This window comes from Ktedonobacter sp. SOSP1-85 (assembly GCF_016587415.1).
Lineage (GTDB): Bacteria > Chloroflexota > Ktedonobacteria > Ktedonobacterales > Ktedonobacteraceae > Ktedonobacter.
The window spans coordinates 4192753-4217890 of record NZ_BNJI01000001.1 but is presented as its reverse complement, the minus strand read 5'-3'; the positions used below and the strand labels follow the sequence as shown (position 1 = coordinate 4217890).

Genomic DNA, 25138 nt, shown 5'->3' with positions numbered 1-25138 from the left:
GGCCACGCCTTCTCAACGTCTGATAATAGAGCAAAATTTTGCACCAGTAGAACCCAAACGTGCAGTGACCGGAGCGAATTTATGAATGCTAGTACCAGTGGACCACACATTCTCCTATTTGAACGAGATCAGCAGTTAGCGGGTTTACTTATTGGCGAACTACAACTCGCGGGCTACGATTGTCATACCGCACGTACCGCCGTTGAAGTCTTTGATGCCATCGCCCGCCTCCCAATCCGGCTTATTTTGGTCAACCTCGCCCAGGCGGCAGCCGCGCGTCGCGAATTTTGGGTCGCTTTAGATACGCAACGCCGTGGTCGTGGCATTCAAGTTCTGACATTCAATTGCACTAATATCGCAGGCTATGGGCCACGCGACTTCGATGATCATATCAATACAACACCAGCCGAGGTCGAGGTCGATGGCATGCTTGGGGTGATGGGCCTTGTTGACGCCGTACGCGCTCGCATTCCCTCAGAGCAAGCGAGCACGTCCTCAACGACCCAGCCGCGCCTGACGCGCACCTCTTCGCCCTCTGCTCCGAACAATTCAGGTGCCTCGCCAACGGCGACGCCACGTCCAACACAACCTGTTCAAACACCCGGACAGTCATATCGCACGCACTCATCGCCAGAGCAGCCGGTTACGCCTCTACGAAGTAGCGTCTCTGGCTTTCACCAGCCTGCTCCTGGAACCTTCAACAACACAGGTCAATATTCCTCGCCCACCTCCGCTGTGACGCCCCTCAGACGCCAAATGTGATGGAAGATCCTGCTCAGTCCTCCTACACGGACAAAATCCATGCCGTGCTCTATCCTAATCAGCGCACCTGGAGCGCGCCGAATACGCCCTCCCAATCAGGTACATCTGACAATAGATACGAGGCTCAGAGCGCTATTCTCTCTTCCTTTGCCAATCCTTCCTCCCAGCCATCCGCGGCTCCCATGGGGGGCTCGGGCCTGAATACTCTTCAGCGCCTGGCAAATGGCCAGGTAGATGCTCCCAATGAATCTGGCCTGGCTCAACTCTCGCGCCTCATTCAGGGACGACAGGCTCCGCCCGCTGAAAATCATCCCACGATGCAGCCAGCTCCTGAGCGACAGGCGTTTCGCCCCATCCAGTCTACTCAGCAGGCACCAGTATCCCCTCCACCAGCTCAGTATACACGGAGCGAGGCACCTGCCCAGGCACGCGTTGCGTATCAGGTAAGCGAGCAGCCTTCCTTCGCTCAGCCTATAGCCCAACCAGAACAGGATATACACGTCCGGGCACGCCCATTCTTAGGGGAACAGGGTCTGTTCGCCCGCACCCCTCAAACAGCGCACGAGCCTTCTCAGGTCGCCTCCCAGGCCCAACAAACAACGGCCTATGCCACTCATCCAGCTACCGATGTTCCACCACGACAGGTAAGCGAGCAGCTATTCTCACAACCGTTACGCCCCGCTCCTATCGAGGGGATGCCCGCTGAGCGGCCTACAAATATGCCCCCAGAGAACCCGGGCAGGCGTACAGAGGCGCCTTCACGCCCAAACAATTATGGGCAGGCCACAAATATTGCCTCGCCCCTGGCCTCTATTGTGACTGCTACGTCCTCTAGCCAGCAGCAACAGCACGCAGCGACTCCCCAGGCGACATTCACTGGTGCTCCTGGCCAGGAGTATATCAGCCGCGCATACACTGTAGAAGAGCTGAACTCCAGGCCCAAACGCCAGGAGCCAGAGACCGAGAAGTATCCTCCAACCGCGCCCATCACAGATGAGAAACGGGACGAGGAGTCAGATATCGATCACCAGACAATTGTTGAGCAAATTAAGGCTGAAATTAAGCGGGCAACCGAGGGGCAGGCCGAAAAGGTTGCGCAGAACTCAACCAGTAACGCGGTCCTGATCGATATTATGCAGAGCCTGCCTCCGATGCCCACACCACCACCCCAGCCACCTCAGCCTCAGGCACTCAATGGACGCGCAACACGTTCGCTCGGAAGCGTCTTATTAGAGGGGCACCTCGTTCCCGAGAGTCGCCTGGACGTGGCTCAAAATATCCAGCGTATGCTTAATGGCGTGGATCTTAACTACCAGCTTGGCGAGATCCTGCTGATGTTTAAGCTCCTCACGCCTGACCAATTGCTAGCCGCCAGCCTGGTAAGCTACGGCATGATTAACACTACACAGATCGGTTCCCTTGGTCGCATTCGCCAGGAATTGCATACCATGGGCCTCGAATATGACCTGGAGAACCTGCTCATTATGTTCCGCGTTCTCACACCAGAGCAATTGCGCGAAGTCAAAGCTGATTGGTAGTAACCAGATACATAGAAGAGAGCCTGGCGCTAACCGCGCCAGGCTCTCTTCTATGTATCTGGTTGTTAGTTGACGTTGGCAGTTGCCGTGGCTTCGATGCGCTGAATTTGCGCGCCGAGTGAACGTAGTTTGGCGTCCAGGTGCTCATATCCACGCTCGATATGATCGATGCCAAAGACCTGCGACTCGCCCTCCGCACACAAGGCCGCGAGGATATAGGAGCAACCCGCGCGGATATCGGGGATATAGAGTTGCGTTCCCTTCAGAGGCGTTGGCCCACTAACTACGCAGCTATGCTGGTGTTCTTTCTCGCGGAAACGACAGGGCACCTCGCCCAGGCATTTGCTATACAGCCCGATATGCGCGCCCATACCAATGAGGGCCGAGGTATAGCCGAAGCGATCCTCGTAGATCGTCTCATGTACTACCGACATACCACGCGCCTGCGTCAATAACACGGTAAAGGGCTGCTGCCAATCCGTCATAAAGCCAGGATGAACATCTGTTTCCAGGGCAATCGCGGGCGGTGGCTGGTCATCAGCCACAAAACGGATGCCCTCGTCATCAATATCGAAGCGCAGGCGCATCTTTGAAAGAGTATTCAAAAACGTCAATAGAATATCCTGCTGCGCGCCTCGCAGGTAGACATCGCCGCGCGTGAGATAGGCCGCGGTAGCCAGGGAGACAGCCTCGTTGCGGTCGCTGAGCAGGGTATGACTCGCGCCACGTAGTTTCTCGACGCCCTCGATCACAATACGCCGATCAACCTTAACCTCGATGATGGCACCCATCTTTTGCAGTAGCTTGATCAGGTCTACAATCTCTGGCTCCATGGCCGCGTTCTCAATGATGGTCACGCCCCTGGCCAGCGAGGCCGTAATCAAGAAGTTCTCAGTCGCCATGACGCTGGGGAAGGGCAGTTTGATTGTTGTGCCACGCAGGCGCTTTGTCGTCGTGCAATAATAGAATCCATCGCGCTCAACAATCGTCGCCCCCATCTGGCGCAGTCCCTCGATATGAAAATTAATGGGGCGCGGGCCAATACGATCTCCCCGGGGCAGGTATGCTTACCTCACCACAGCGATGCAGCAGGGGACCAATCGCCATGACGGCGATGCGGTTCAGTCCCCCGACCTCATCTGAGATCTCAGATCTGGCAATAGAGTCGGTACGAAGCGTCAACACATGGTCATCCAGGTGTAGACTGGTGCCAACGCTTTCGCACAGCTTCATGGTTAAATACATATCTCCCAGCAGTGGCACATTACGCAATGTGCACTCTTCAGAGGTCAGCAGCGAAGCGATAATCATTTTGGTGACGGCGTTTTTCGCGCCGCTCAATTTCACTTCGCCCTGGAGCGAGGCTCCTCCCTGTACCAGGTAATAGGGGGAGGCCACTGGCGTTTCACTTTGCTTCATTACTATCAGCCTTTATACAAGTCCTAATGGGCATCCTTCAATTTGTGGAACGTAGCCGAATTTCCCGGCGCCATCCACAACCAGCGCAAGGGGTTCAAGCGCGAATAGGCGACCGCCATATGTGATCGGCTCGCCCGCGCAGGTCGGCCTTTCCTGTCTGTTTCTTCACGATCCAGTGCATCTAACAGATCCAGGAAATGGTTCACACTCTGGGCCACCCCTTCCACCATCAGAAACCCCGATGGCTTGACGGCATCTCCCACGAGATACAGGCCCTCGACGGTTGTTGTTGGTGTGAGGTCCTCTCCCTGCGTCATCCTATTCACCGGCCACTCGCCCCGATAGGTCCCCATCGTAAGTACGCGACAATACGCATCAAAGGCGTCACCAAAGAGCATATGCAAGTCCGCCAGCGCGAGCGCGCGCTCTTCCTCCACATTGTTACTCTGAATGACCTGGTGGGTAATTAACAAATGCTTGCCAGCAGGGGCAAGACTGGGGTCACTATTTGTTGGCTGGACGATACCCGCAATGCGCTTCGTATCCAGGCAATACATAATGCCACGATGAGGGATAAACGAGACATCGCTTAAGATATGGACTTTCAGGCCCACGGCCTCGTGCAGACCCACCTCTGAGGGCGTCTCGCCCCCTACAGACTCCTCTCCCAGCTTCCGCTTGAGCACATCGGCCTGCCTTACTTTCCGATTGTGCAGTAGCCCGTCTGTGGCTCTGGGGCCGATATCGCTCACCACCAGGGGAGCCTCGATCACTTCCTCGGCGCCACGCTCTTTGTAGCGCACACGTACTCCACTCACCCGCCCATCACGCTGGATGATCTGCAATACTTCGCAGGAGAGTGAAAGCTCGCCGCCGAGCGCCTGGACGTGCTGTTCAAGCTGGCGTGTGATCTCACCACATCCACCCTCGACAATCGCGGGCGCGCCAAAGCGAAACATGTTGCGCGTCGTGCGAATCACCTCGCGTGTGCTTACCTGGCTCAGTTCCAGGCTCAGGGCAAAACGCGAGATCCGCTCGAAGAAGGCGACCAGTTGTGGATTGCGCTCGACATTGATGTGCTGCTCTAACCAGCGATGAAAGGGCATCTGGAGTTCGGCCTCAGACAACTGGCTAAAAAACATCAGGTAGCCCAGGCGGATGAACCACCAGGACTGGCGCGGACCCAGGAAACGCAAGACGCCCAGCAAGCCCTGCGCCCGGTACTGTTTGCCATGTACATAAAAAGAGCCGAAGACATCGGCATCAAAGAAACGGTGGGGAACCTGCAAACGATCAAGCATCTGAGCCAGCGCGCCACTGCTCCCGAAGGGAACCATATGCACCGCACCGGTACTTACCTGCACGCCCTGGAAATGTTTGGCGGTAAATCGCCCCCCCGCATGCGGAAGGCGCTCTAGAATGAGAACGCGTTTGCCACGCTGGAGCAAATGGGCTGCGCTTAGTAAGCCGCCCAGGCCAGCACCAATAATGATGGCATCTATCTGTCGTGAAGCAATTTCGTGCATGAAAGTATCCGCTCAGTTGATAAGTTTTTTTATAAACCAAAGGTGCAGTACGTGCTGGTGGACGCAAGCCACCAGCACGTACTGCACCTTCTATTACTCTTCGCCAACCATGCCGCGCAACAGGCTATTGCACTCGGCCATTGTGTTGAGTACATTCTGGTGAATCTGGAAGACCTTGTTGAGTTCGCGAGCCTTCCGCGCCAGTTTCGTGACATATTCGATATCGCGTGGATTGCTCATAACATCTTCCATGAGCTGCAAGAGCTCGGCCCAGGCCAAAGCCTCGCGGCTACGCGCGACATCGGCGATTGTGCTATCCATGCGCTCAGAGACGCGCCGGATGCCACCTCGCAGTTGATTGACGGTTTGGCCCAGCTCTCCCTCGCGCTTACGCATGGCATCCTGCGTTGAGTTGAACTGGTCCTGCAAAGCCGCGATCTGGCCATCCAGAGCGGAGACAGCGGCAATCAAGCTGCTCATGTCTGGCAGATTGGGCATGGGAATGGAGGTCAGACGCTTAAAGGTCAGAGGAGCGTCATCGTAGGCTTTCTGTACAGACTCTTCCTCGCGTGGCTGCGCAGGTTCCGCCGGTGTCTCGGAAACATAGTCAGACGCTTCAGGCGCTTTCTGTGTCTGCTCTTCCACAGCCGGGAAGTCAGCCTGATCGTCTTGCTCAACTGGCGTAGCCAGGGCTGGCACGCCAAAGGGAATCTCTGGCTCCTCCGAGAGAATGGACTGGGTCTCATACCCACTATCGCTCTCAGGAAGCGTGACATTGTCATCAGTCGAGGTACGATAGGTATTAGGCTCGTAGGGATTGGATTCATAGGGAACAGAGACCGTGGGCAGATCTTCGACCTCATTTGAGGCAGTGCCAAAGGCGCGGAAGATCAGCTCATGCTCGCCAATGCCAATATGATCGCCATCCTGCAATAAGCGTGTGCCATTCTCATCAAGCTGTTGCCCATTGACAAAGGTACCATTGGCGCTATGCTCATCCTGCAATACATACTGTCCATTATCAAAGTGGACGACGGCATGGCGGCGCGACGTCAATTTATCTTTCTGCAACAGGATGTCGCTGTTGGGGGCACGCCCAATCACGATCTCTTTTTTCTCCAGCGGATACTCAGTGATGACCTGGCCGCTTTCAGAGCGCAAGATAAAACGCCCTGGCTGCTCAATGCGATCCATCGTTGCCTGGGCGGTAGGAGCGGAATAGTTGGCCTGCTCAGCCCCATAGCCGCCCGCCACGGTTGGAGCCGCCTCGTTGCCATAGTCAGAAGAAGGAACAGTGCCTCCTTCATGCCCAGCCGCGTTCCATTCTCCACTTGGAGAGGCCCCCACGGTGGGGGCGGCATTCATTGGCTGCGCAGCAGCAGCAGGGGTCAGGCGATTCCCACAATTCAGGCAATACCGATCTTCCGGCCTTGTGTCGGCCCCACAATAGGGACACTTATCCATGATATGCAAATCCTCCCATTTAAAAGCACGCAAGGCTCTCATCACGCGCGCACAAAACTTCTGACATTATAGCAGAAGTGAAACTTGAGCGTCGAGCGAGCCTTGCTTGAACTCACCCTTTACGACTAGTCCAGGTTGCATGAAGCCCCTTTCTCTGGAGAGCCTTCGCGCCTGCGGTGCTCAGGGGTAAGGTGTGTCAGGTGGCGAACTGGCGGAGCCAGTTCGCCACCTGACACACCTTACCCGAAAGTGGGTAATAGCTCATCTTTACCTATCACGCTTGTATTGGGGAAGAGTCTGCTGTCGTGGTTGACTGGCTCCCCCAGCCAACCACGACAGCAGACTCTTCCCCAGGCGAGTCACGCAGTGGCGAGAGGTCTCCTCCTGAGGAGGTGCAAGTTGGCTTGAATGCCTGTAAAAAAACAAGAATTACGCGTCTACGTTAAAGATAGATAATAAAAAGAAGTTTGTCTATGAAGTAGTTCTCAAATTGGTACTAGGACGCGAGAACAAGGCCTTTACAGGGGTTTGATTTAATGCTACCATTACATTTCACCATTAAGAAGCAGACACTGGGAGTAGACTAATCGTCGTTTCGTCCAGGCAGGAGCTTTTTCCTACTTGTGACGCCACCATACCAAGCGCCACGTATCGTACATAAGAACTCAACATTTACTTGCGGGAGTAGTCGTGTGTGAATGCAAGACAAATCTGGCAAACTGCAATAGAACGCTTACAGGAGCGCGTACAGCCTAATACCTTTACCACCTGGTTCCAGGGCACCTCCGCTGACTCCTTTCAAGATGGGATCTTCGTCGTCAGTGTCTCCTCGACCTTTGTCAAAACCCATCTCGAGCGTCGCTTCACCAGCCTGATCCGCACCATTCTCACCGACATCACGGGAATGGAGGTCGAGGTCCAGTTTGTCGTTTCCCGCGATAAAACCACACCAGAGCAACCCGGCGAGGCTCTCTTCTCGCCCCCCAAGCGTCCTTCGCGCCTGGGACGAACACGTACATCGCCCGCGCAGCATGTACGTCGCTTGGCGGAGTCCGCGGCCGCCGTGGCGAAGAAGTCTAAGGCATCGCTCCCCTTTCAAACCCTTGGCTTAAATCGAGAAGGTGCGCTAAAAGCAGAAACCCCGCCCGGAGAGTATCCCGCGTTTCCACCACCTCCAGGCTCCGGATCTGAGGGCGAGTCAGAGCGTCCGGCGAGCTATAACAATCCAGCCAGGCCCATTGCCGTTCCACCGGTCATTACCTTTGGGACAGGTGGGCAACTCAACCCACGCTATACCTTTGATGCCTTTATCGTGGGCAAATCAAATCAGCTGGCGCATGCTGCCTCCCTGGCTGCTTCAGAGAATCCCGGGCGCATCTATAATCCGCTTTTCCTCTACGGCGGCGTGGGCCTGGGCAAAACCCACCTGCTACACGCGGTGGGACATGAGGGCGAGGTCAAAGGGCTGACTGTGCTTTATGTCACCTCGGAGAAATTTACCAACGAAATCATTAACGCTATTCGCTATCAGAAAACCGAGGAGTTCCGCGCTAAGTATCGTCAGATCGATATCTTGCTAGTCGACGACATTCAGTTTATCGCAGGCAAAGAGTCAACCGAAGAAGAGTTCTTTCATACCTTCAATTCGCTCCACAACGCCAATAAACAAATCGTGGTCACCAGCGACCGGCCGCCCAAAGCCATACATAGCCTGCAAGACCGCCTGCGCTCCCGCTTTGAATGGGGACTGCTGGCAGATGTACAACCACCAGAGTATGAGCATCGCCTGGCCATCTTACGCTCAAAAACCGATCTCCTGCACTTCTCGGTTCCCAGCACTGTTGTTGAATATGTGGCACGACCAGAGTGCAGCAGTGTACGTGAACTGGAGGGGGCACTCAACCGCGTTATCGCCTACGCGACCCTGCATAACGCGCCGATCACCGTGCAGCTAGCCGCCGACGCCCTGGAAAATATTTATAGCGATAAAAAACCATCTGCCGCCACCAAGTTAAGCGTCTCCGAAGTCATTGATGGCGTCTGCCGCTATTATAATGTGGAGGCCGAACGTATCCGGGGAAAGCAACGCGACCGCGATATTGCCTGGCCGCGCCAGGTTGCGATGTATCTTATGCGTGAAGAGACCACAGCCTCGCTACAACAGATCGGTGCGGAGTTGGGAGGGCGCGACCATACCACGATCATGCACGGCTGGGAAAAGGTACAGGGCGAGATGCGCCAGAGCGATCGCGTCCGCCATGAAATCGCGACTGTCCTGGAGTCACTCCACTCAAAACCCTACTAAGTTGCCCAGCCCTCTCTTGGCGGCACTCCTGGAATATTATACTATTTGATAGTGGATGCACAGCAACCAAAGACACTAACCAGATACACTAGCGCTTGACGTGCCAGCACCAGGCACATGGAGAGATCCAGGGAGAATACGAGACGTATGCAACAACAGCAACAGCAACCTGGCAGCTATGACCTGCTAGCAGTCTTTACCGATGAGGAGAAAGCAGATGCCGCGAGCGCAAAATTGCGCAAGGAGGGCTTTAGCCTTGACGAGGTCTTTCAGCTTGAAGAAGGAATGGTAGGGCAGGGGCAATTCCGTGAGCATGGACCCAACCAGGCCCGCAGCGACTATTTTCTGCGTACGCAGAAGACCGGCCCCAAACCAATCTACATTATCCTCTTCGCGGTGATCTTTGGCGTGATTCTGGGTGTGCTTGCACTCGTAGCGAGCTTTGCACTCCCCCGTATTCTGCCAGAGCCCGCCACGCTTATTGTAGGAGCGTTAATCGGTATTATCCTGGGAGCCAGCACTGGTACCTTTACCCGGCGTAGGGTACGCGGTGCTATTGGCCAGGATGTCACCAAACAGACCGCGAGCAAAGAGCAACCCGTGCGTAGCAGTAAAGGCGCGCTTAATGTAGTGGCCCTGCGTCTGCCCGATAGCGAGAATATCAGCCGCAAGTCGCGCGCACGAGCCATCCTCCTCAACAGTGGAGGCAAGATCGATCGTAGCGTCGGTCGCCGCTAACAGGCAGAGAAAGAAATGCGGGGTGATGTGTGCTGTGCGGCGCACATCACCCCGCATTTCTTTCTCTGCAAATCCGAAATTAGTCGGCAGGGCACTAGAAAAATGCGTAAGTCTTGGTTACAATAGAACTCAACGGCGCACATATTCAGAGTAACTGAAGTACTCACTCAGGAGTGAATAATAGCGCAATGGCACAGAGGCAATGCCAGCCTTCACGGCTAGAAATACGGCCCGAAGAGGTTGTACGTCAACGTAGCAGCTTGCTTCCTCTCTATAAAGTCATTCTTTTCAACGACGACTACAATGACATGCTGCATGTCGTTGCCGCGTTGCTTGAAACGGTCAACACCTTGACGATGCAGGAAGCAACTCACATTATGCTTACCGCTCACCTGAACGGGAACGCTATCGTTATTGTGTGCCCTCACGAGCTAGCGGAACACTACCAGGAACGCTTGCTTGGCTATGCATTAACCGTGACAATCGAGCCAGAATAGTACTATAGTAAGGCGGTCAAGCGACCGCCTTTTCTTGTGTGAGATAGACGTTACTCTATCAGCGTACATCAAACTATATCTATTTCAACCGCGAAAACAGCAAAACATCTTATAGCGTGCGTACGTATTACTAGTAAAGGAGTTGAATCGTTCGGCTAACCCGACTCAGAGTATTGGGCATGACACTCATGCCGTTTAGTGTCATTGACGAACCCGTATTCTGGTACTACAATCCTGTAGGATGGAAAACCAGGCTGCCATTCGTACGCAAAATTGGGTACTGTAACGAATGTTCGGTCAGGAATTTATGATGCTGTTTATCATGCTCCATCAGGAGGAGATCTATTATGGTTCACTTATGGGGCTCCAAAGCCAAAGAAGAGACAGCGATGAGCAAGTCAGCCCTGGGTGAAAGCGCCACAGGCGACGTTGCTGTTGTGCTCTGCGGTGACAAACTGGACTCAAACCTGGTATACCTGGGTTGCCAGATGGCAAAAGGAGCCAAACGTAAGGTCCATCTTGTACATGTCATTGAAGTTCCACGTGCTCTTCCCCTCAAAGCCGTGCTAACAGAAGAGTCTGAGCGTGCTGATCGCCTGCTTACTGGTGCCTTAAGTATTGCAGAAAAGGTCGGCTGCCTGGCTGTTGCAGAGGTAGTACAGGCCCGTGACGCGGGTCCCGCCATCGTCGATGAAGCTAGAGACCACAATTGCGCGCTCATTTTGATAGGATTAGTTCGCAACTGTCAGAAGGCTCAATACGATCTTGGTAAGACAGTTCCCTACGTGCTCTCCAATGCCCCTTGCCGCGTCTGGCTGGTGCAGGATCCTGCCAATCAATCGCAGGCCCAGCAGACCCAACAACAGACAGTAGGAGTACACTAAGATCTTATTCCGAAACCCAACCCCCATTCGGGGGCGCAGCGCCACTGCCGTGTCTAGCGCTTCCCCCATTCGGGGACAAGCGCGCTCAGGGTTTTCGGAGAAGAAGTAAGCCAAAGCGAGAGAGCCTCACGGCTCTCCCCTTTTGTGCTTTTGAGGGAAAACATGAGCGGTAAGCCACAGCTCTTGCTTGTGGTCTGGAAATGTATTGTCTTCCTGAATGACTTTCTATGTTACAATAAGCATGGGATACTCGTGTCTAACATACAGGCTGTAGTCCATGCTTAGTTACCACCTATCCGAAAACCTGAGCGCGCTTGTCCCCGAATGGGGGGAGCGCTAGCCATGGCAGTGGCGCCGCGCCCCGAATGGAGATTGGTTTTCGCATAAGAAGTCAGAAAGTCACCAGGAGAGAAGATAACCCATGACAACAGACGATAACGCTCATCAGTTGCCACGACGTTCACATAGAGATTACTATACAGCTCTCCATCAGGCCGCGCTGACATTTACCTCCAGTCTCGAACTGGACCAGGTGCTCCAGAGCATCGTTACCAGTACCACTGAGGCGATGCAGGTAGATGCCTGTGCTTTACGTCTGCTTGACCGCAAAAGCGGCCTGCTTCACCTAAGCTGCGTTCATGGACTCAGCGGCAACTATCTCGCGAAGGGTCCAGTAAGTCTCACCCAGAGCGCAATTGACAGCGATGCCATGCGTGGCACCCCAGTCTATGTACCCGATGTGCGCAGTGATACACGCTTTCAGTATCAGGATGCAGCCAGGCAAGAAGGCCTGGTCTCGGTCCTGTGTGTACCACTGGAAGTACGGGGAGAAGCCGTTGGGGTCATCCGTGTCTATACCAAGCAGCAAACTGTCTTTGATGAAGATGATATCCAGTTTTTAACGGTTCTTGCAAGCCTGGCCGCGCTCTCAATCGAGAACGCTCGTCTCTACGAGAATGTACGCACATCCTTTGATGGTATCATGGGTGCACTCTGGGGACAGGAGTATATCGACGAACAGCCAACCGAGGTAAGCACCATCAGGACACAAACGGTTATTCAGTTTCGCGAGTCATAAAGCAGCATAAATAGGACGACGCTGCTGAAGCACGCGTCGTCCCTCTTCCCCCTGCAAGCACCTCTAACCACGTTCAATCAACATTCCCACTTGGAGACTGCTGTTGTGTTGAGCGAGGATTTGTTCCATCTCTTCACGGGTGCACCCAAGCAAGATTTTTATCTCACTGTCGCGCTTTAAGGCGTCCACGCATACGATGAGCCCAGTCACCTGCCGCGCTTGCTGCGTCCCCACCCAGACATCAATTCCGTCGCCATCAGCGGCACGTGTCCCTTGTAGATAGCCATAGTCATAGGGGTAAATCATCTCCTCATAGCGTGGATGTCTCGATCCCCTGGGGCGATCTATCACAATTTCACTGTTTGCGACCAGGTCATCCAGCGCCTGCCAGAATCCTTCCTGCTGCGTCAACATAGCATCCTTTCTCTATACAAGCGTATTTGTCAGATACGGCGAGCTAAACGTTGTGCTCTCACCAGCCTGTCTTCCAGGAACCGGGAAGAGGCGCGCCGAGAGCGGTTTGCGCAGTCGCAGAGCAAGCGTCGCTACATCCAGGAGCAGCGCGGCAATCTCTTCGACGGAGCAGTCTCCTGGCAAGGGAACCGTGTCCAGTCCTGTCCCACACACGGTGGAATACAACAGGAGTTGATGGGCGTTGACTCGCCGCTCGGCCCAGCGCTGCCCTAACAGGCGATCCTCCAGGACAGGAAGCATCAGACCGTTATAGCCACAAGTTGGCAGATCCGTCCCCTTCAGGGCAGCGGTCAGTGCCGCGGCGACCGCGAGCGTTCCCGGCGATCCCAGGGGGCCATAGCCACAGAGTTCCATGGCCGCCGCGATACTCTCCTCGCCCATAGGCGCGGGCGAGAGATCTATACCGCCAAAGCGCACGCCATACGCTTCCGCCAGATGGCTGACTGCTTCCACCACCGGGCGCGCCTGTGCCTGCAAGGCAGCCTTGAGAGTCTCGCTTACGAGAGTCAGATCGAGCGGGCCTGCCTGCTGGGAACGTAACTGTTGCAGTGCCTCCGTCACAATACTTACCCCCTGCAAGCCAACACTCAGGCTACTGGTCCCCTCGTGATAGGCCGCAGGAAAGAAGGGGCTGCCGGGCTCAACACAGGCCAGCATAGCGAAACGGAAGTTGCCAAAACCCTCTTCACTTTCGCTCGCCAGGCGCTTAATAATGTGGGCTGTGGGCAGAGCAGCCTGCGCGCGCAAGCCATGCTGGAGCGTCGCCAATTGGATCGTGGCGCTCAAGGCTGGGGCTGGCAATAAAATATCTGCCAATATATCCAGCCGCGCCAGGGGAAAGTCCGGGCGCGTCACCTGGGCCGTTCCCAGCGAACAATAGGCCAGGTTTTGCTCGTCCAATATTCCCTGCAACTCCTGGATATACTGCTGGATCTCCATCGCGGACCAGGACACCAGGTCATCCCACAAGGAACGCGTTGAGAGGCGCAGTGTCTGTAGCTCGTAGCCAGCCTCTGTGAGCCGCGCCTCAACCTCGCGTAACAGGGCGCTCGCCTGTTGTATATGCTTCGCCGTCAGTGGGTGGGCGTCCGCCAGCCCCAGCGTGACGGTACGAATGATGGGATTTTTCGGGGATGCAACCATCTGTTTCCTCTTTTCCAATTGGTCGGTGTATGGTAATAAAAGAACCACAACACGTCTACCGTTCTGGCTTTATTCTCTATGTATCCTTGTTTGATCTAGAGATTGACGAAAGTTTGTTCGTGGCGTACACTGCCAGCAAGAGCAAAATACAGGAGACTTTTTCGCAACTATGACGCAGGGAACTGAACAACCTGAGATCCATACACACACGCCCGAATGCTTCCTCTGTGCCTTCGATCCAGGTCCTGATTGTACGGGGCTGCAACTCGAAGGGCGCATTCTCGCCACTCAGGAACGGCTGGTGGCGGGCGAGCAGGTCGCGGTCTTCGTGCTGGATACCGGGAGCGCGCACATTGAGTTGCACCTGAATGATCACTACTATCGCAGCCTGGTGCGTGAGCTTCGTGCCCGCTGGGATGTAGTCAAAATGCGTCCCTTGCGCCTGCATGTCTATCATCTCCCGTTCGCGCCCACCGAACTTACCTTTCGTGACCGCTCACGTTCCTGCTATCGCGGCAACTCCTATACCCTGGCCGTGCTTGAGCCAGATACCCTGCTTAACATCACTGACCTCAATCAGGCGGAATATTGCCAGCGCCAGCACCTCTTGCAGCGCTTGATCCCTTCGCCAGCAAACGCCGCGACCATTCGTGGTAACATTGTACATCATTGCTTTAAGGAGCTTCTCAAGGAGCATGATCGCGGGAAATTCTTGCTACGAAAGGCAGGTGAAGAGGAAAAGCAGGCACCAGAAACGGCGTATGCAAGCCTGCAACGTCACCTGGAGCAAGCGTTACAGCTCCATAATATTGAGATGGCCCTCGCGGGCATTAATCCTGAAGCGATGCGTCAGGAGGTTCAGCCACACCTGGAAAGCCTGGCGCGTTGGTTTGAACATGAACGCAATACACTCTGGGATATGCCGACCGCGCTTCAGGAGACTCACGAGACACAGGCAGATACTGATATCGCGCCCAACCAGGTGCGCGCCGAGACCTTTCTGCTGGCGCCTGAAATTGGACTACGTGGACGCCTCGACCTCTTCTGGCAGCAGGCGGGTCGTCAACGCCTGCTCGAACTTAAAACAGGGGGCGCCAAAGGCGAGCTTCCCCGCAAAGAGCATCGTTGGCAGGTCTATGGCTATCACTCTCTGCTCATGGTCCGCCGCGATTCTCAGATGAAGAAGGCCCTCGCGACCCTCCTCTATAGCGGTACGCCACAACACGCCCAGGCCTTTGGCATCCCCGCATCTATCCGCGAGATCCAGCGCGTCAATGAGCGGCGCAACACCCTGGTGCTCAGCCTGGCAACTGGCATTCCAACCACACCTCCAGGCCCCTCACGCTGCAATCGCTGTTCGCTCCAGAGCCAGTGCTATCAGCTCTCAAGCCTCCTCGACTGGCAGCTTCCAACCATCGACGCGGCCTTTCAGAATGGACAGGGTGAGGTAAGCGGGCCGGATACCCAGGACAGGCGTCCCTGGCATTTCAACACTCAGGAGGATAAGGCCTTCTTCGCTCACTACTATCACCTGCTTCAACTAGAGGGCCGCGCGGGCGAAGAACAGCAGGCCAGGCTCTGGAATACACCGATAGAGGAGCGCCTTAAACAGGGAACAGCCATTCAGGGTCTGCAAGCGCTTGGCCCTGCCAACATTGCGAATGATGGCTGGCAACAGAGCTTTAGCTGCGAGAATACCTCTGAACTACGCGAGGGCGACGAGATTCTCTTGAGCAGCGGCGATCCCATTCGTGGGGAGGTCGTCAGTGGCACTATTCTCCAGATTAGTTCGCAAGCAGTAACCGTCTGGACACGCGAGCTGATTGACCACCCGGCCCTGCTCGACCGCTATGATAATGACCTGGTGCATGTACGCACGTTGCAGAACCTGATGCGCTGGCTCCAGGTTGATCCTCACCTGCGTGACCTGGTCGCGGGGAAGGTCCGCCCGCGCTTTAAACAGCAACAGGTCCTCCCAAGGACAGGCTTTAACGCTGAGCAGAATCTAGCGGTTGAGCGCGCCCTCCAGATGCAGGATTACCTACTCGTCCATGGCCCCCCAGGAACAGGGAAGACCAGCGTTATTGCCGAGATTGTCAAGCGCCTGACGCAACAGGGGCAACGCGTCCTACTGGCGGCCTTTACCAACCAGGCCGTCGATAATATTCTTCTGCGCCTTGAGCGCGAGGGCTTCGACACCTACCTGCGCCTGGGTCATGAGCGTAGCGTGGCCGAAGGGGTACGCCCCCACCTGCTGAAAGGCCTGGTGGATGAGAGTCCGCACCCAGAGGCGGTACACGATCTGCTGCACTCTATGCCAGTGATTGCCTCAACGACTGCGACCTGGTCCTCTGATAAATATATGCCATCCCACATGCTCACCAGCGAGGATATTGCACGTAAGCAGAGCGGACTGGACTTTGACGTTGCCATTATCGATGAAGCAGGCCAGCTTACAGTACCCGCCATCCTGGGGGCCTTGCGTTTCGCGCACCGCTTTATCCTGGTAGGCGATGAAAAGCAGCTTCCCCCCCTCGTCCTAAACTCGGAGGCCGCGACCCAGGGCTTAAGCGATTCCCTCTTCAGCCACCTTAAGCGCTTCGACGATGACTATGTGCAAAATCAGACTGTGGCCATCAGCGCCTGTGTGCCACTACGCACGCAGTATCGTATGAATAAGTGGATCTCAAACTTCTCTTCCACCGTCTTTTATGAGCGCCTGCTTCTCGCGCACCCCTCGATTGCCGAGCGAAAGCTAGACTTTACCTCCTTCTCATCGGCTCGCCAGGAGACAACGGCTATCGCTGAGGTCCTCAAACCGGGGCGCCCCCTGGCCTTCCTCGATAGCTCACCTCTTCAGGCGGAAGCGAACACATATGAAACGGGACCGGGCGTGAGCGAGAGCAAAACGAGTAACGCCGAAGCGCGAGTTGTACGCGACATCGTCGCGGAACTCCTCAAGCGTGGCATCACACCGAAAGATATTGGTATTATCGCGCCTTTTCGTGCGCAAGTCGCCACCATTCGGCGGCATCTCTTTAGCAGCGATCCTACCAGCGGTTGGGAGGCGCTCCCAACCTCGTCCCTCCTGAGTGTGGATACCGTTGACCGTTTTCAGGGTGGCGAACGCATGGTTATCATCATGTCCTTTGCAACCAGCCAGGAGCCTCCGGCAGGCAGCCAACGGCGTGACTTCCTGACCAATCCACATCGCTTAAATGTGGCTCTGACCCGCGCTCAACGCAAACTGATCCTGGTTGGCTGTGTCCCGGCCCTTGAGCCACTCCCTCTTTTCAGCCGCCTCATTACTTACTGTCGCAGCATGAAGGCCATTTTTCCCGCAGCCACACCCACACTTACCCCCACCTCTTAAGCGTCAAGAAACTGTTTTAACGATAGGTGATGGCGAGCTGGCTATGCAGCTCGCCATCACCTATCGTTAAACGTCCTGCACGTCAATGAGTCCTTTTTTGATCGCGTAGATGACAATCTGAGAGCGATCATAAATGTTGAGCTTACGATAGATGTTGCTAATATGGTTGCGCACCGTCTTCTCGGTTACTGCTATGGCCTGCGCAATCTCTTTAGGCACCATCCCCCTGGCAATACGCAGCAATACCTCGATCTCTCGGCTCGTCAGCCCCTCGCCAATCGGCTCTTTCTCCACCAGCCCTTGCTCATAAAGCTGCATCATGCGCCTGGAGATACGTGATGTAATAACCTGTTCGCCCGCGTAGACTGCGCGAATGGCGGCTACGACCCCTTCAGCGGAGCTATCTTTCAAAAGGTAGCCACTCGCGCCCGCGCTCAATCCCTCCAGAACGCGCTCATCAACGGTGTAAGCGGATAAGAGGATGACCCGAATCTGCGGCCACTCTTCCTTGATACGCCGTAGCGCCTCAATCCCATCCATACGCGGCATCTGCACATCCATTAGGAGGACATCCGGCTTGTAAGTTTCAGCAAGTTCAAGCGCTTCGATGCCATCACCAGCCTGCCCAACCACGCTAAAAAACTGTTCCTGCGCCAGCATACCAGCGATACACTCGCGAAAGAGACGTTGATCATCGACCACCAGGATACGAATATACGTTCCCTTCTCCTCACTACTACGGCGTTTTCCCCCAGGCTTCTCTTCTATTTGCAGCACCATAACACCCTCCCATAACCACATTGCGATATATTTACGCTATTAGCTTTATCTATCAATATGCCCTACAACATGTAGAACGCGCAAGCTCCTTTTAGCTAGCAAAATGGTAAAGATTTTTGCTTTCGTGGCTAAATTCCTTAACCACACACATGCCTATGAATCAATATCCTAGATAATAATACCTCCTATTACGCTTTTTACCAACAATCATGCAGGTGCATTCTCGCAGCCTATTGCGAGAATGCACCTGCATGATGTATGCTCTCAGTGGATGTTCATTAGTACCAATAGCGTTTACTATACTTTTGGGACTATCCCCTCGCCACGCCCCACATAGCTTCTCGCGAGATGCACCTGAGCTATGATCTTATTCCGAAACCCAACGTCACTGGCGTGACTAGCGCTTCGCGCTCAGGGTGTTCGGAGAAGAAGATAACAAGAGAGTTCTGCTTTCCCGCAGGTCATACTGGCATGGCAGTAATGTACACAGGAGAACATTCGTTATGCAACCAAAAAACATCCTGGTAGTTGGTAGCCTGAATATGGATCAGGTTGTACGAGTTCCACATATCCCGCATATGGGTGAGACGCTTTTGGCGGAGAACTCGTTAAAATTTGTTCCCGGCGGCAAAGGAGCAAACCAGGCTGTAGCTATAGCTCGCATGGGAGCCTCGGTCACCATGGCTGGCCGCGTTGGCATCGACTCCTTCGGAGACCGCCTACTAGACGCGATGCGCACCGAAGGTATCGACACACAACTTATTGTTCGAGACAAGGAAGAGAACACCGGGACCGCGTTCATCTTCCTCTCGCATGAGGGGGATAATGCGATTGTCGTGGCCGGGGGAACGAATATGCTGGTCGGAAAAGATGAAGCGCACATGCAGCAGATTCATGCGGCCCTGGCTTCCGCGCAAGCCCTGGTACTTCAGCTTGAGATTCCCCTCGCAACCGTAACCAGCCTGGTTGAGAAAGCCGATACCCTTGGCGTCCCAGTGACACTCAATCTGGCACCCGCGCAGGCACTCTCGCGTGATCTCTTGCGCAAAGTCACTGTGCTCGTGCTCAACGAAACTGAAGCCACACAACTCAGTGGGCAGCAGGTACATAGTGTTGAGGATGCGCGCATCGTCGCGACCATCCTGCACGGCTATGGTATTCAAACTGTAGTGATCACGCTTGGTGCACGGGGAGCCATGCTCGTGACACGCGATGCCACTGGACAATCACGCTGTATCTACCAGGCATCTCCCAAAGTTCAGCCAGTGGATACCACGGCGGCGGGAGACTGCTTCGTGGGCGCGCTCACCGTTGCTCTCAGTGAGGGGCAGCGCGCCGAGGATGCCCTACGCTTCGCGGTCTATGCGGCATCCCTCAAAATCGCGCGCTTCGGTGCGCAAAGTGGAATACCCTATCGGGAGGAAGTTCTTGCATCGTATCATTCTGGACACTGATCCCGGCATCGATGATGCCCTCGCGCTCTTTTTAGCTCTGGCCTCGCCTGAAATACAGCTTGAGGCTTTGACCACTGTATGCGGAAACGTCAATCTTGACCATACGACGCGCAATGCCCTGGCGTTGCTCTCCCTGGCGGGACGAGAAGATATCCCTGTCGCGGCAGGCGCGTCACGCCCCCTCATCCTTCCACATGGGGATGCGGCGTCCGTGCATGGGCTGAACGGCCTGGGTCAGCTTCAGCTTCCCGAACCACGCATCACAGCCCACTCTCAACATGCGGCCGACCTTATCATCGAGAGGGTCATGCAGGCGCCAGGCGAGATTACGCTTGTGGCCATTGGCCCACTAACCAACCTGGCCCTGGCCCTGCACAAAGAGCCCCGTATCGCGCGTGCAGTGCGCGAGGTATATATCATGGGGGGCGCGTTGCGCGTCCCTGGCAACGTCACGCCTGCCGCTGAGTTTAACATCTATTGTGATCCGCATGCAGCCCATGTGGTCTTTCACGCGGGCTGGCCACTACGTATTGTCAGTCTGGATGTGACCCACCAGGTAAGCCTGACCCCCGCAGATTTTGCGCAATTGGCAACCTCCCTGGATGGCTCGGTGAAGCACGCGATCTTACAGATGACGGACTTCTACTTCAACGTCTTCCAGGCAGAGATAGCGACCAAAGCATTCCATATGCATGACCCGCTCTGCCTCGCCGCAACCTTCCTCCCTGATCTTATAACCTGGCAGCCAGCATACGTTGATGTGGAACTTCAGGGCACGCTGACCCTGGGTGAGACGGTCGCCGACTTTAAACGACACACGCAGGCCAATATGCAGACACCAGTCGCCGTCGACGCAGCAGGCTTTCGCGCCCTCTTCCTCGAGCGCATCGGACAAGCCTATCCCTAAGCGGGGTTGCAAAGGGCGAGGCTCTTTGCCGGAGCGGGAGGTGTCCCCACCAACCCTCTTTTTCTTTTGACAAATAGGCTCCGATACAGTATATTACAGAAGAATATATTCCGACCTATTTACTCGGATTAAGAGGAGCCTACCAGAGACAAAGGAGCCGATTATGGCACAAATTAATGAAGCAGAAGTGATGGACGCCCTGCGTGAATGTTATGATCCAGAAATCCCGGTGAACATTGTTGACCTGGGCCTGATCTATGGCATTGATATACAAGAAGCAGATGCCAGCGTAAACGTAACGATGACTCTGACCGCTATCGGCTGCCCCATGGCTGGCGAGGTAATAGAGGAGGTCGAGTCGCGCGTAAAGCAGGTCGAGAATGTACAGAACTGCAAGGTCGACCTGACCTTTGATCCCCCCTGGTCCCCTGAGCGTATGACAGAGGACGCAAAATGGGAACTGGGAATGATCTAAGAAACGTGCTAAAGGCAGGATGAGGCCAGGCGTCGCGCGACGCCTGGCCTCATCCTGCCTTTAGCACTACTAGGCTTGGCACAATACGGGAAGAATGGTATGCTAGTGCATGATCTCGCTCTGTCTGGATCATGCATATTTTATTTTATTGCCCACTGTTTTATTTGTTCTATACATCGGAGTTTTTACATATGCAGCATTGCCCCAACTGCGGAACACCGCTACAAACTGTAGCAAAGTTCTGCCCTGGCTGTGGCCAGCGGGTTGCACTGGCATCCAGTCCAGCACAGCAGCCTGCCAGTGATCTTCCTCCCACGCCCCCTGCGCCCTCCGAACCAGCTATGCTTGCCGGCGAAAACTACGGCTCCTACGGCCCCAACGTGGTAGCCTCCACAGCACAATCCTCAGCACCTACCTCGTCGCCCGCGCACAGCATTTCCTCGCCTTACCATACACCTGTCTCTTACACTGGGCAGGCACCGCTACCTGTTACGCCTTACAGTGTCAATCCTTACGATCCTCCCGTTGATCCAGCGGCAGGCCAGAGGACTCCAGGGATATATACACCTCCTCCTTACATGCCTTATACCCCACCTACGCCTCCCGTAGCTACCAGGAGGAAGCGTTCGCCCTTATTACTCGTTCTCCTGGCCATTTTGCTCATCGTTGTCGTTGGCAGTGGTGTAAGCCTGATTTACTATGCGGGGGTTGCCCTACCAGCTCAAGCTAACGCACAGGCCACCAGTACCGCACAGGCCGCGACCAACACGGCTAATACCCAGGCGACCGGCACCGCACAGGCAATCACTAATGCCACCGCCACAGCCAATGCCCAGGCGACCGCGAGTGTGCAGCAAACAGCAACCACGCGCCAGACAATCTATGCCCAGGCGACCAACGGCTCGCCCGTCTTTCAATCCTCTCTTGCCGGTCCAGATAGCGCAGGCTGGGAGACTTATGATGCCGTAGGGGGCGGAGGATGCTACTATAGCAATGGTGCCTTCCACGCTAGGGTACAAAACCAGCATTATTATGTCGCCTGCTTCGGCCTCAACACAAATTACTCAAATATGGCCTTTGAGGTCAGTATGACGATTCTGAACGGTAATCAAGGAGGACTGATCTTCCATGGGAACAAGAATTCATTAAAGTTTTACGCCTTCCGTGTTAGCAGCGATGGGAATGTGGCCCTCTATGCCTCACAGGATAACAGTCATAGTAATAACCTCTTCTATGATCACTCAGATGCCATCAAGACGGGGACCGGACAAACAAATATTGTGACCGTCATTACCCGTTCCAGCACGATGTATTTCTACATCAACAAACAATATGTCGGACAGGCCCAGGATACGGCCTATAGCTCGGGGCAGATTGGCCTCTTATCCGCGGACATCTCTGCCGCAACCGATGTGGCCTACAAAAACGCTCGTGTCTGGCAGCTTTAGCGCCACAAAGAGGAGTGAACAAACGAGACGCCGGGGTGGTCCCCAGCGTCTCACAAGGCGCGTAAACCGACGCCAACGAAGATAAGGAGGGATATTTATCACTCATGCCTCATCTATCACCAGGCGAAACTCCACATCAATCTGAGGATTCCAGAACCGTACTAGCAGAGAGCCAGCCGGGCAATACATCCCTAGACACAACGACGCCCGCTGAGTCCGAAACGCTCTCTCCCCAGGAGACGCTCTTTGCCGCGCGCCTGGTAGAATTAGATCTCAAGCGCCAGCGGCTCCTGAAAGCCCAGCAATTGCAGAATCGGATGCGCCTACTCGTCTTCACCCTGGCGACTGTCTTGATCGTTAGCGGCTTCGGCTTTATTATCTACAGTACCAGCGTCGACTATCGCCATTCCACGCATGCATTTGCCACTGCACAGGCACAGTGGACACAAAATGTCGTTAATACCGCCCAGGCACGCTCGCAGGGAACAGCCAACGCGATTAATACCGTCCAGGCCAATATTAACGCCACCGCCACCGCCCAGGATGAAAATCAGGCCCAGGCGACCACAACCATTGAAGATATGACCGCCACGGCGACCGCACTCGAAGGCATCCTCACCGACGCAACCAAGAAAGATCCCGACCTGAACGATTCTTTAAGTGATCGTACCGGTGATGGGAAATGGGATATTGGCGGCAACAGCACCACGGGCTGTGCCTTCACTAGCAGTGGTTATCACGCCTTCGTGGCCAAACGGGGCTATATCCAGCCCTGCCTCTCGCAGGCGAAAACCTATGCCGATGCCGTCTATTCAGCCCAGGTCACCATCAATACAGGCAATGCCGACCGCGCCGGGCTGCTTTTCCGCGTCGACAGTACAGGCAATCAATATTACTTTTTTAGCATTGGCATGAATGGAACCTATAGTCTCGACCTCTACCAGGAGTCGGGACAGGGGCAGAACCTGCTCAATGGGCGCAACTCGGACATTACACAGGGGCTAGGACAGAGCAATCAGCTCGTCGTGCTCGCCCAGGGCACAACCTTCTACCTCTTCGCAAACGATACCTTTCTTGGAGGAGCCAGCGATAGCACACTGAAATCAGGGCGCCTAGGCGTGGCCGTCGTTCAATCAGGCATCCCCATCGACGCCAGTTTCAGCAATGTCCAGGTGTGGAAACTTTAAGCCAATCCACACCTTGACAAAGCGCAAGCAAACTGTTACCCTTGTATTTAAGTATACAATCGGTGACAGATCTGTTTTACCAGGCAATACATACACATACCATAACGGCTATGATTGGGACAAGTAGCCTGCGCCACCTTTCAGAGAGCTGCGGTCCGGTGCAACGCAGTAGTGAGCAGCGGTGAAATCCACCCAGGAGCCTGCGCGAAGAACGCTCACGGTTCGCCTCCGTTACCCGGCCAGAACGAGGTTCACTTTCGCTTGAACGAATAAAGGTGGTACCACGATAACGCTGTAAAGTCGTCGTCGTCCTTTCAGGACACGGCGTTTTTTTATTGTTCGCATGTATGCCACTATAGATAGAGGAGGAGATCATGCTCGATCTCACGTTTATCCGCACCAACACTGACGCGGTCAAAGAGGCCGCGCGCCTGAAGAATAATCCTATCGATATCAATGCCCTCCTGGAGCTTGATCGGCGCGTTGTCTCGCTTCAGCAAGAGGTCGAGGAGGCCCGTGCTCAGCAGAACGCGCTCTCGAAGAAAATTCAGCAGGCCGCGAAAGAGAAAAACGTCGAGCTGCGTAACCAGTATATCGCCCAGGGCAAACAGCTCTCGGAGGCCATCAAGGAGAAAGAGCCGCTCCTGGCCCAGCTTCAGGAGGAGCGCTATCAGCAGCTCCTGCTCGTACCCAATATTCCCGATCCTAGCACACCCGTGGGCAAAGATGAAGACGACAATGTGCCCATTAAGTATTGGGGGGAGAAGCCAACCTTTGAATTCCCCGCGCTCGACCATTATGACCTGATGCAGAAGCTGGAGATGGTGGATATTGAGCGCGCCGTCAAGGTGGCTGGCAGCCGCAGCTACTCGCTCAAAGGCGCTGCCGCGCGCCTGGAACTGGCACTAATGAACTTCGCCTTCGACCGCCTGTCGCGCAAGGGCTATACTCCCATTATCGTACCCTCGATGGCCCGCGACTTCGCTTTTGTCGGCAATGGTCAGTTCCCCAAGGGGCGCGACCAGGTCTACGAGATCGAAGGGCAGGACCTCTTCCTGGTAGGTACCGCCGAGGTCTCGATCACCGGCATGTACAAGGATGAAATTCTCAAGGCTGAGGAGCTACCGCTGACCTACGTAGGTTACAGCCCCTGCTTCCGCCAGGAGGCCGGCACCTATGGCAAGGATACGCGCGGTGTCTTCCGCATTCATCAGTTCAACAAGGTAGAGCAGTATATTATCTGTGAGGCCGACCACGCAGTCTCGGTCCAGTGGTTTGAGGAGCTTGAGCGCAACGCGGAAGAGCTTATTCAGGCATTGGAGCTACCGTACCGTATTGTCAATGTCTGCACAGGCGATATGGGTGATGGCAAGGTTGGTATGCACGATATCGAATGCTGGGTTCCCAGCGAGAATCGCTATCGCGAGACACATTCGTGTTCGTACTTCCACGATTGGCAGGCGCGCCGCGCCAATATTCGCTACCGTGATGCCGAGGGCAAGGTCCGCTTCGTACACACGCTCAATAATACGGCCATCGCCTCGCCCCGCATCCTGATTCCGCTGATCGAGAATCACCAGCAGCCAGATGGCAGCGTGCGCATCCCCGAGGCACTGCGCCCCTACATGGGTGGGCAGGACTACATTCGCCCGCGCCAGTAGCGCAAATGCCACACAGCCAGAGCAG

At 55.0% G+C, this 25138-nt stretch carries 21 protein-coding genes and 1 other annotated feature; of the genes, 14 read left to right on the top strand and 7 right to left on the bottom strand.

The annotated features are described in order from the left end of the window. The first annotated feature begins 81 nt into the window (after positions 1-81). Positions 82-762, top strand: coding sequence for a hypothetical protein (locus tag KTE_RS17690; RefSeq protein WP_201383098.1), 681 nt, complete (start codon positions 82-84; stop codon positions 760-762). After that, positions 762-2300 carry a hypothetical protein gene (locus KTE_RS17685; protein ID WP_201383096.1) on the top strand — a complete coding sequence of 513 codons (1539 nt, stop codon included), beginning with the start codon at positions 762-764 and terminating at the stop codon, positions 2298-2300. Before KTE_RS17690 ends, KTE_RS17685 begins: the two co-directional genes overlap by 1 nt. A 65-nt stretch (positions 2301-2365) precedes the next feature. Here KTE_RS17685 and KTE_RS17680 read toward each other — a convergent pair whose 3' ends face one another. From KTE_RS17680 to KTE_RS17670, 4 genes are all read right to left on the bottom strand, one after another. Continuing rightward, a complete protein-coding gene (locus tag KTE_RS17680; protein ID WP_255552981.1) occupies positions 2366-3307 on the bottom strand; it encodes a UDP-N-acetylglucosamine 1-carboxyvinyltransferase in 942 nt (313 codons plus the stop codon). Positions 3308-3323: 16 nt separating this feature from the next. After that, complete coding sequence (locus tag KTE_RS48875; RefSeq protein ID WP_255552901.1) at positions 3324-3719, bottom strand: hypothetical protein; 396 nt, start codon at positions 3717-3719, stop codon at positions 3324-3326. A 23-nt stretch (positions 3720-3742) separates the two neighbouring features. Next, positions 3743-5245 carry an NAD(P)/FAD-dependent oxidoreductase gene (locus KTE_RS17675; protein WP_201383094.1) on the bottom strand — a complete coding sequence of 501 codons (1503 nt, stop codon included), beginning with the start codon at positions 5243-5245 and terminating at the stop codon, positions 3743-3745. Positions 5246-5338: 93 nt separating this feature from the next. Beyond that, positions 5339-6709, bottom strand: a complete 1371-nt coding sequence (locus tag KTE_RS17670) for an FHA domain-containing protein (protein ID WP_201383092.1) — start codon at positions 6707-6709, stop codon at positions 5339-5341. A gap of 694 nt (positions 6710-7403) precedes the next feature. On the opposite strand from KTE_RS17670, the gene dnaA reads away from it, so the two are divergent. The 5 genes from dnaA to KTE_RS17645 all read left to right on the top strand — a co-directional run bounded on the left by dnaA (position 7404) and on the right by KTE_RS17645 (position 12211). Then, on the top strand, positions 7404-9014 hold the full coding sequence (gene dnaA / locus KTE_RS17665; RefSeq protein WP_201383090.1) for a chromosomal replication initiator protein DnaA: 1611 nt from the start codon (positions 7404-7406) through the stop codon (positions 9012-9014). Positions 9015-9161: 147 nt separating this feature from the next. Continuing rightward, on the top strand, positions 9162-9752 hold the full coding sequence (locus KTE_RS17660) for a hypothetical protein (protein WP_201383088.1): 591 nt from the start codon (positions 9162-9164) through the stop codon (positions 9750-9752). A 188-nt stretch (positions 9753-9940) separates the two neighbouring features. After that, positions 9941-10249 (top strand): ATP-dependent Clp protease adaptor ClpS, encoded by a 309-nt coding sequence (locus tag KTE_RS17655; RefSeq protein ID WP_007911535.1) that lies wholly within the window; start codon positions 9941-9943, stop codon positions 10247-10249. 347 nt (positions 10250-10596) lie between these two features. Continuing rightward, on the top strand, positions 10597-11133 hold the full coding sequence (locus KTE_RS17650; protein ID WP_201383086.1) for a universal stress protein: 537 nt from the start codon (positions 10597-10599) through the stop codon (positions 11131-11133). Between the two features lie 421 nt (positions 11134-11554). After that, on the top strand, positions 11555-12211 hold the full coding sequence (locus tag KTE_RS17645; protein ID WP_201383084.1) for a GAF domain-containing protein: 657 nt from the start codon (positions 11555-11557) through the stop codon (positions 12209-12211). A gap of 63 nt (positions 12212-12274) precedes the next feature. Here KTE_RS17645 and KTE_RS17640 read toward each other — a convergent pair whose 3' ends face one another. Both KTE_RS17640 and KTE_RS17635 read right to left on the bottom strand, forming a co-directional pair. Then, the gene (locus KTE_RS17640; protein ID WP_236600472.1) at positions 12275-12625 is read right to left on the bottom strand and encodes an inorganic diphosphatase; all 351 of its coding nucleotides are present in this window, start codon (positions 12623-12625) and stop codon (positions 12275-12277) included. Between the two features lie 12 nt (positions 12626-12637). Further along, complete coding sequence (locus tag KTE_RS17635; protein ID WP_201383082.1) at positions 12638-13828, bottom strand: DUF711 family protein; 1191 nt, start codon at positions 13826-13828, stop codon at positions 12638-12640. Positions 13829-13997: 169 nt separating this feature from the next. Between KTE_RS17635 and KTE_RS17630 the strand changes: the two genes are divergently transcribed. Continuing rightward, on the top strand, positions 13998-17201 hold the full coding sequence (locus KTE_RS17630; RefSeq protein ID WP_201383081.1) for an AAA domain-containing protein: 3204 nt from the start codon (positions 13998-14000) through the stop codon (positions 17199-17201). Between the two features lie 66 nt (positions 17202-17267). Here the strand turns inward: KTE_RS17630 and KTE_RS17625 are convergent, their stop codons facing one another. Then, complete coding sequence (locus KTE_RS17625; protein WP_201383078.1) at positions 17268-17981, bottom strand: response regulator transcription factor; 714 nt, start codon at positions 17979-17981, stop codon at positions 17268-17270. 503 nt (positions 17982-18484) lie between these two features. Here KTE_RS17625 and rbsK point away from each other — a divergent pair. From rbsK to serS, 6 genes are all read left to right on the top strand, one after another. Further along, positions 18485-19435: a ribokinase gene (gene rbsK, locus KTE_RS17620; protein WP_201383076.1), complete on the top strand. Its 951-nt coding sequence runs from the start codon at positions 18485-18487 to the stop codon at positions 19433-19435. Next, the gene (locus KTE_RS17615; protein ID WP_201383074.1) at positions 19410-20342 is read left to right on the top strand and encodes a nucleoside hydrolase; all 933 of its coding nucleotides are present in this window, start codon (positions 19410-19412) and stop codon (positions 20340-20342) included. The genes rbsK and KTE_RS17615 overlap by 26 nt, the downstream gene beginning before the upstream one ends. A 163-nt stretch (positions 20343-20505) precedes the next feature. Continuing rightward, positions 20506-20817 carry a metal-sulfur cluster assembly factor gene (locus tag KTE_RS17610; RefSeq protein ID WP_201383072.1) on the top strand — a complete coding sequence of 104 codons (312 nt, stop codon included), beginning with the start codon at positions 20506-20508 and terminating at the stop codon, positions 20815-20817. 191 nt (positions 20818-21008) lie between these two features. Then, positions 21009-22265, top strand: a complete 1257-nt coding sequence (locus tag KTE_RS17605) for a zinc-ribbon domain-containing protein (protein ID WP_201383063.1) — start codon at positions 21009-21011, stop codon at positions 22263-22265. A gap of 104 nt (positions 22266-22369) precedes the next feature. Next, the gene (locus KTE_RS17600; RefSeq protein ID WP_201383061.1) at positions 22370-23452 is read left to right on the top strand and encodes a hypothetical protein; all 1083 of its coding nucleotides are present in this window, start codon (positions 22370-22372) and stop codon (positions 23450-23452) included. 101 nt (positions 23453-23553) lie between these two features. Further along, positions 23554-23769, top strand: a binding site (T-box leader). A gap of 57 nt (positions 23770-23826) precedes the next feature. Then, the gene (gene serS, locus KTE_RS17595) at positions 23827-25113 is read left to right on the top strand and encodes a serine--tRNA ligase (protein ID WP_201383059.1); all 1287 of its coding nucleotides are present in this window, start codon (positions 23827-23829) and stop codon (positions 25111-25113) included. Positions 25114-25138 lie beyond the last annotated feature (25 nt).

Excerpts from the sequence above, each read along its gene's own strand:
- KTE_RS17690 (WP_201383098.1), top strand. The coding sequence starts at position 82 with ATGAATGCTAGTACCAGTGGACCACACATTCTCCTATTTGAACGAGAT.
- KTE_RS17685 (WP_201383096.1), top strand. The coding sequence starts at position 762 with ATGGAAGATCCTGCTCAGTCCTCCTACACGGACAAAATCCATGCCGTG.
- KTE_RS48875 (WP_255552901.1), bottom strand. The coding sequence starts at position 3,719 with ATGAAGCAAAGTGAAACGCCAGTGGCCTCCCCCTATTACCTGGTACAG.
- KTE_RS17675 (WP_201383094.1), bottom strand. The coding sequence starts at position 5,245 with ATGCACGAAATTGCTTCACGACAGATAGATGCCATCATTATTGGTGCT.
- KTE_RS17670 (WP_201383092.1), bottom strand. The coding sequence starts at position 6,709 with ATGGATAAGTGTCCCTATTGTGGGGCCGACACAAGGCCGGAAGATCGG.
- KTE_RS17660 (WP_201383088.1), top strand. The coding sequence starts at position 9,162 with ATGCAACAACAGCAACAGCAACCTGGCAGCTATGACCTGCTAGCAGTC.
- KTE_RS17655 (WP_007911535.1), top strand. The coding sequence starts at position 9,941 with ATGGCACAGAGGCAATGCCAGCCTTCACGGCTAGAAATACGGCCCGAA.
- KTE_RS17650 (WP_201383086.1), top strand. The coding sequence starts at position 10,597 with ATGGTTCACTTATGGGGCTCCAAAGCCAAAGAAGAGACAGCGATGAGC.
- KTE_RS17645 (WP_201383084.1), top strand. The coding sequence starts at position 11,555 with ATGACAACAGACGATAACGCTCATCAGTTGCCACGACGTTCACATAGA.
- KTE_RS17640 (WP_236600472.1), bottom strand. The coding sequence starts at position 12,625 with ATGTTGACGCAGCAGGAAGGATTCTGGCAGGCGCTGGATGACCTGGTC.
- KTE_RS17635 (WP_201383082.1), bottom strand. The coding sequence starts at position 13,828 with ATGGTTGCATCCCCGAAAAATCCCATCATTCGTACCGTCACGCTGGGG.
- KTE_RS17630 (WP_201383081.1), top strand. The coding sequence starts at position 13,998 with ATGACGCAGGGAACTGAACAACCTGAGATCCATACACACACGCCCGAA.
- KTE_RS17625 (WP_201383078.1), bottom strand. The coding sequence starts at position 17,981 with ATGGTGCTGCAAATAGAAGAGAAGCCTGGGGGAAAACGCCGTAGTAGT.
- rbsK (WP_201383076.1), top strand. The coding sequence starts at position 18,485 with ATGCAACCAAAAAACATCCTGGTAGTTGGTAGCCTGAATATGGATCAG.
- KTE_RS17610 (WP_201383072.1), top strand. The coding sequence starts at position 20,506 with ATGGCACAAATTAATGAAGCAGAAGTGATGGACGCCCTGCGTGAATGT.
- KTE_RS17605 (WP_201383063.1), top strand. The coding sequence starts at position 21,009 with ATGCAGCATTGCCCCAACTGCGGAACACCGCTACAAACTGTAGCAAAG.
- KTE_RS17600 (WP_201383061.1), top strand. The coding sequence starts at position 22,370 with ATGCCTCATCTATCACCAGGCGAAACTCCACATCAATCTGAGGATTCC.
- serS (WP_201383059.1), top strand. The coding sequence starts at position 23,827 with ATGCTCGATCTCACGTTTATCCGCACCAACACTGACGCGGTCAAAGAG.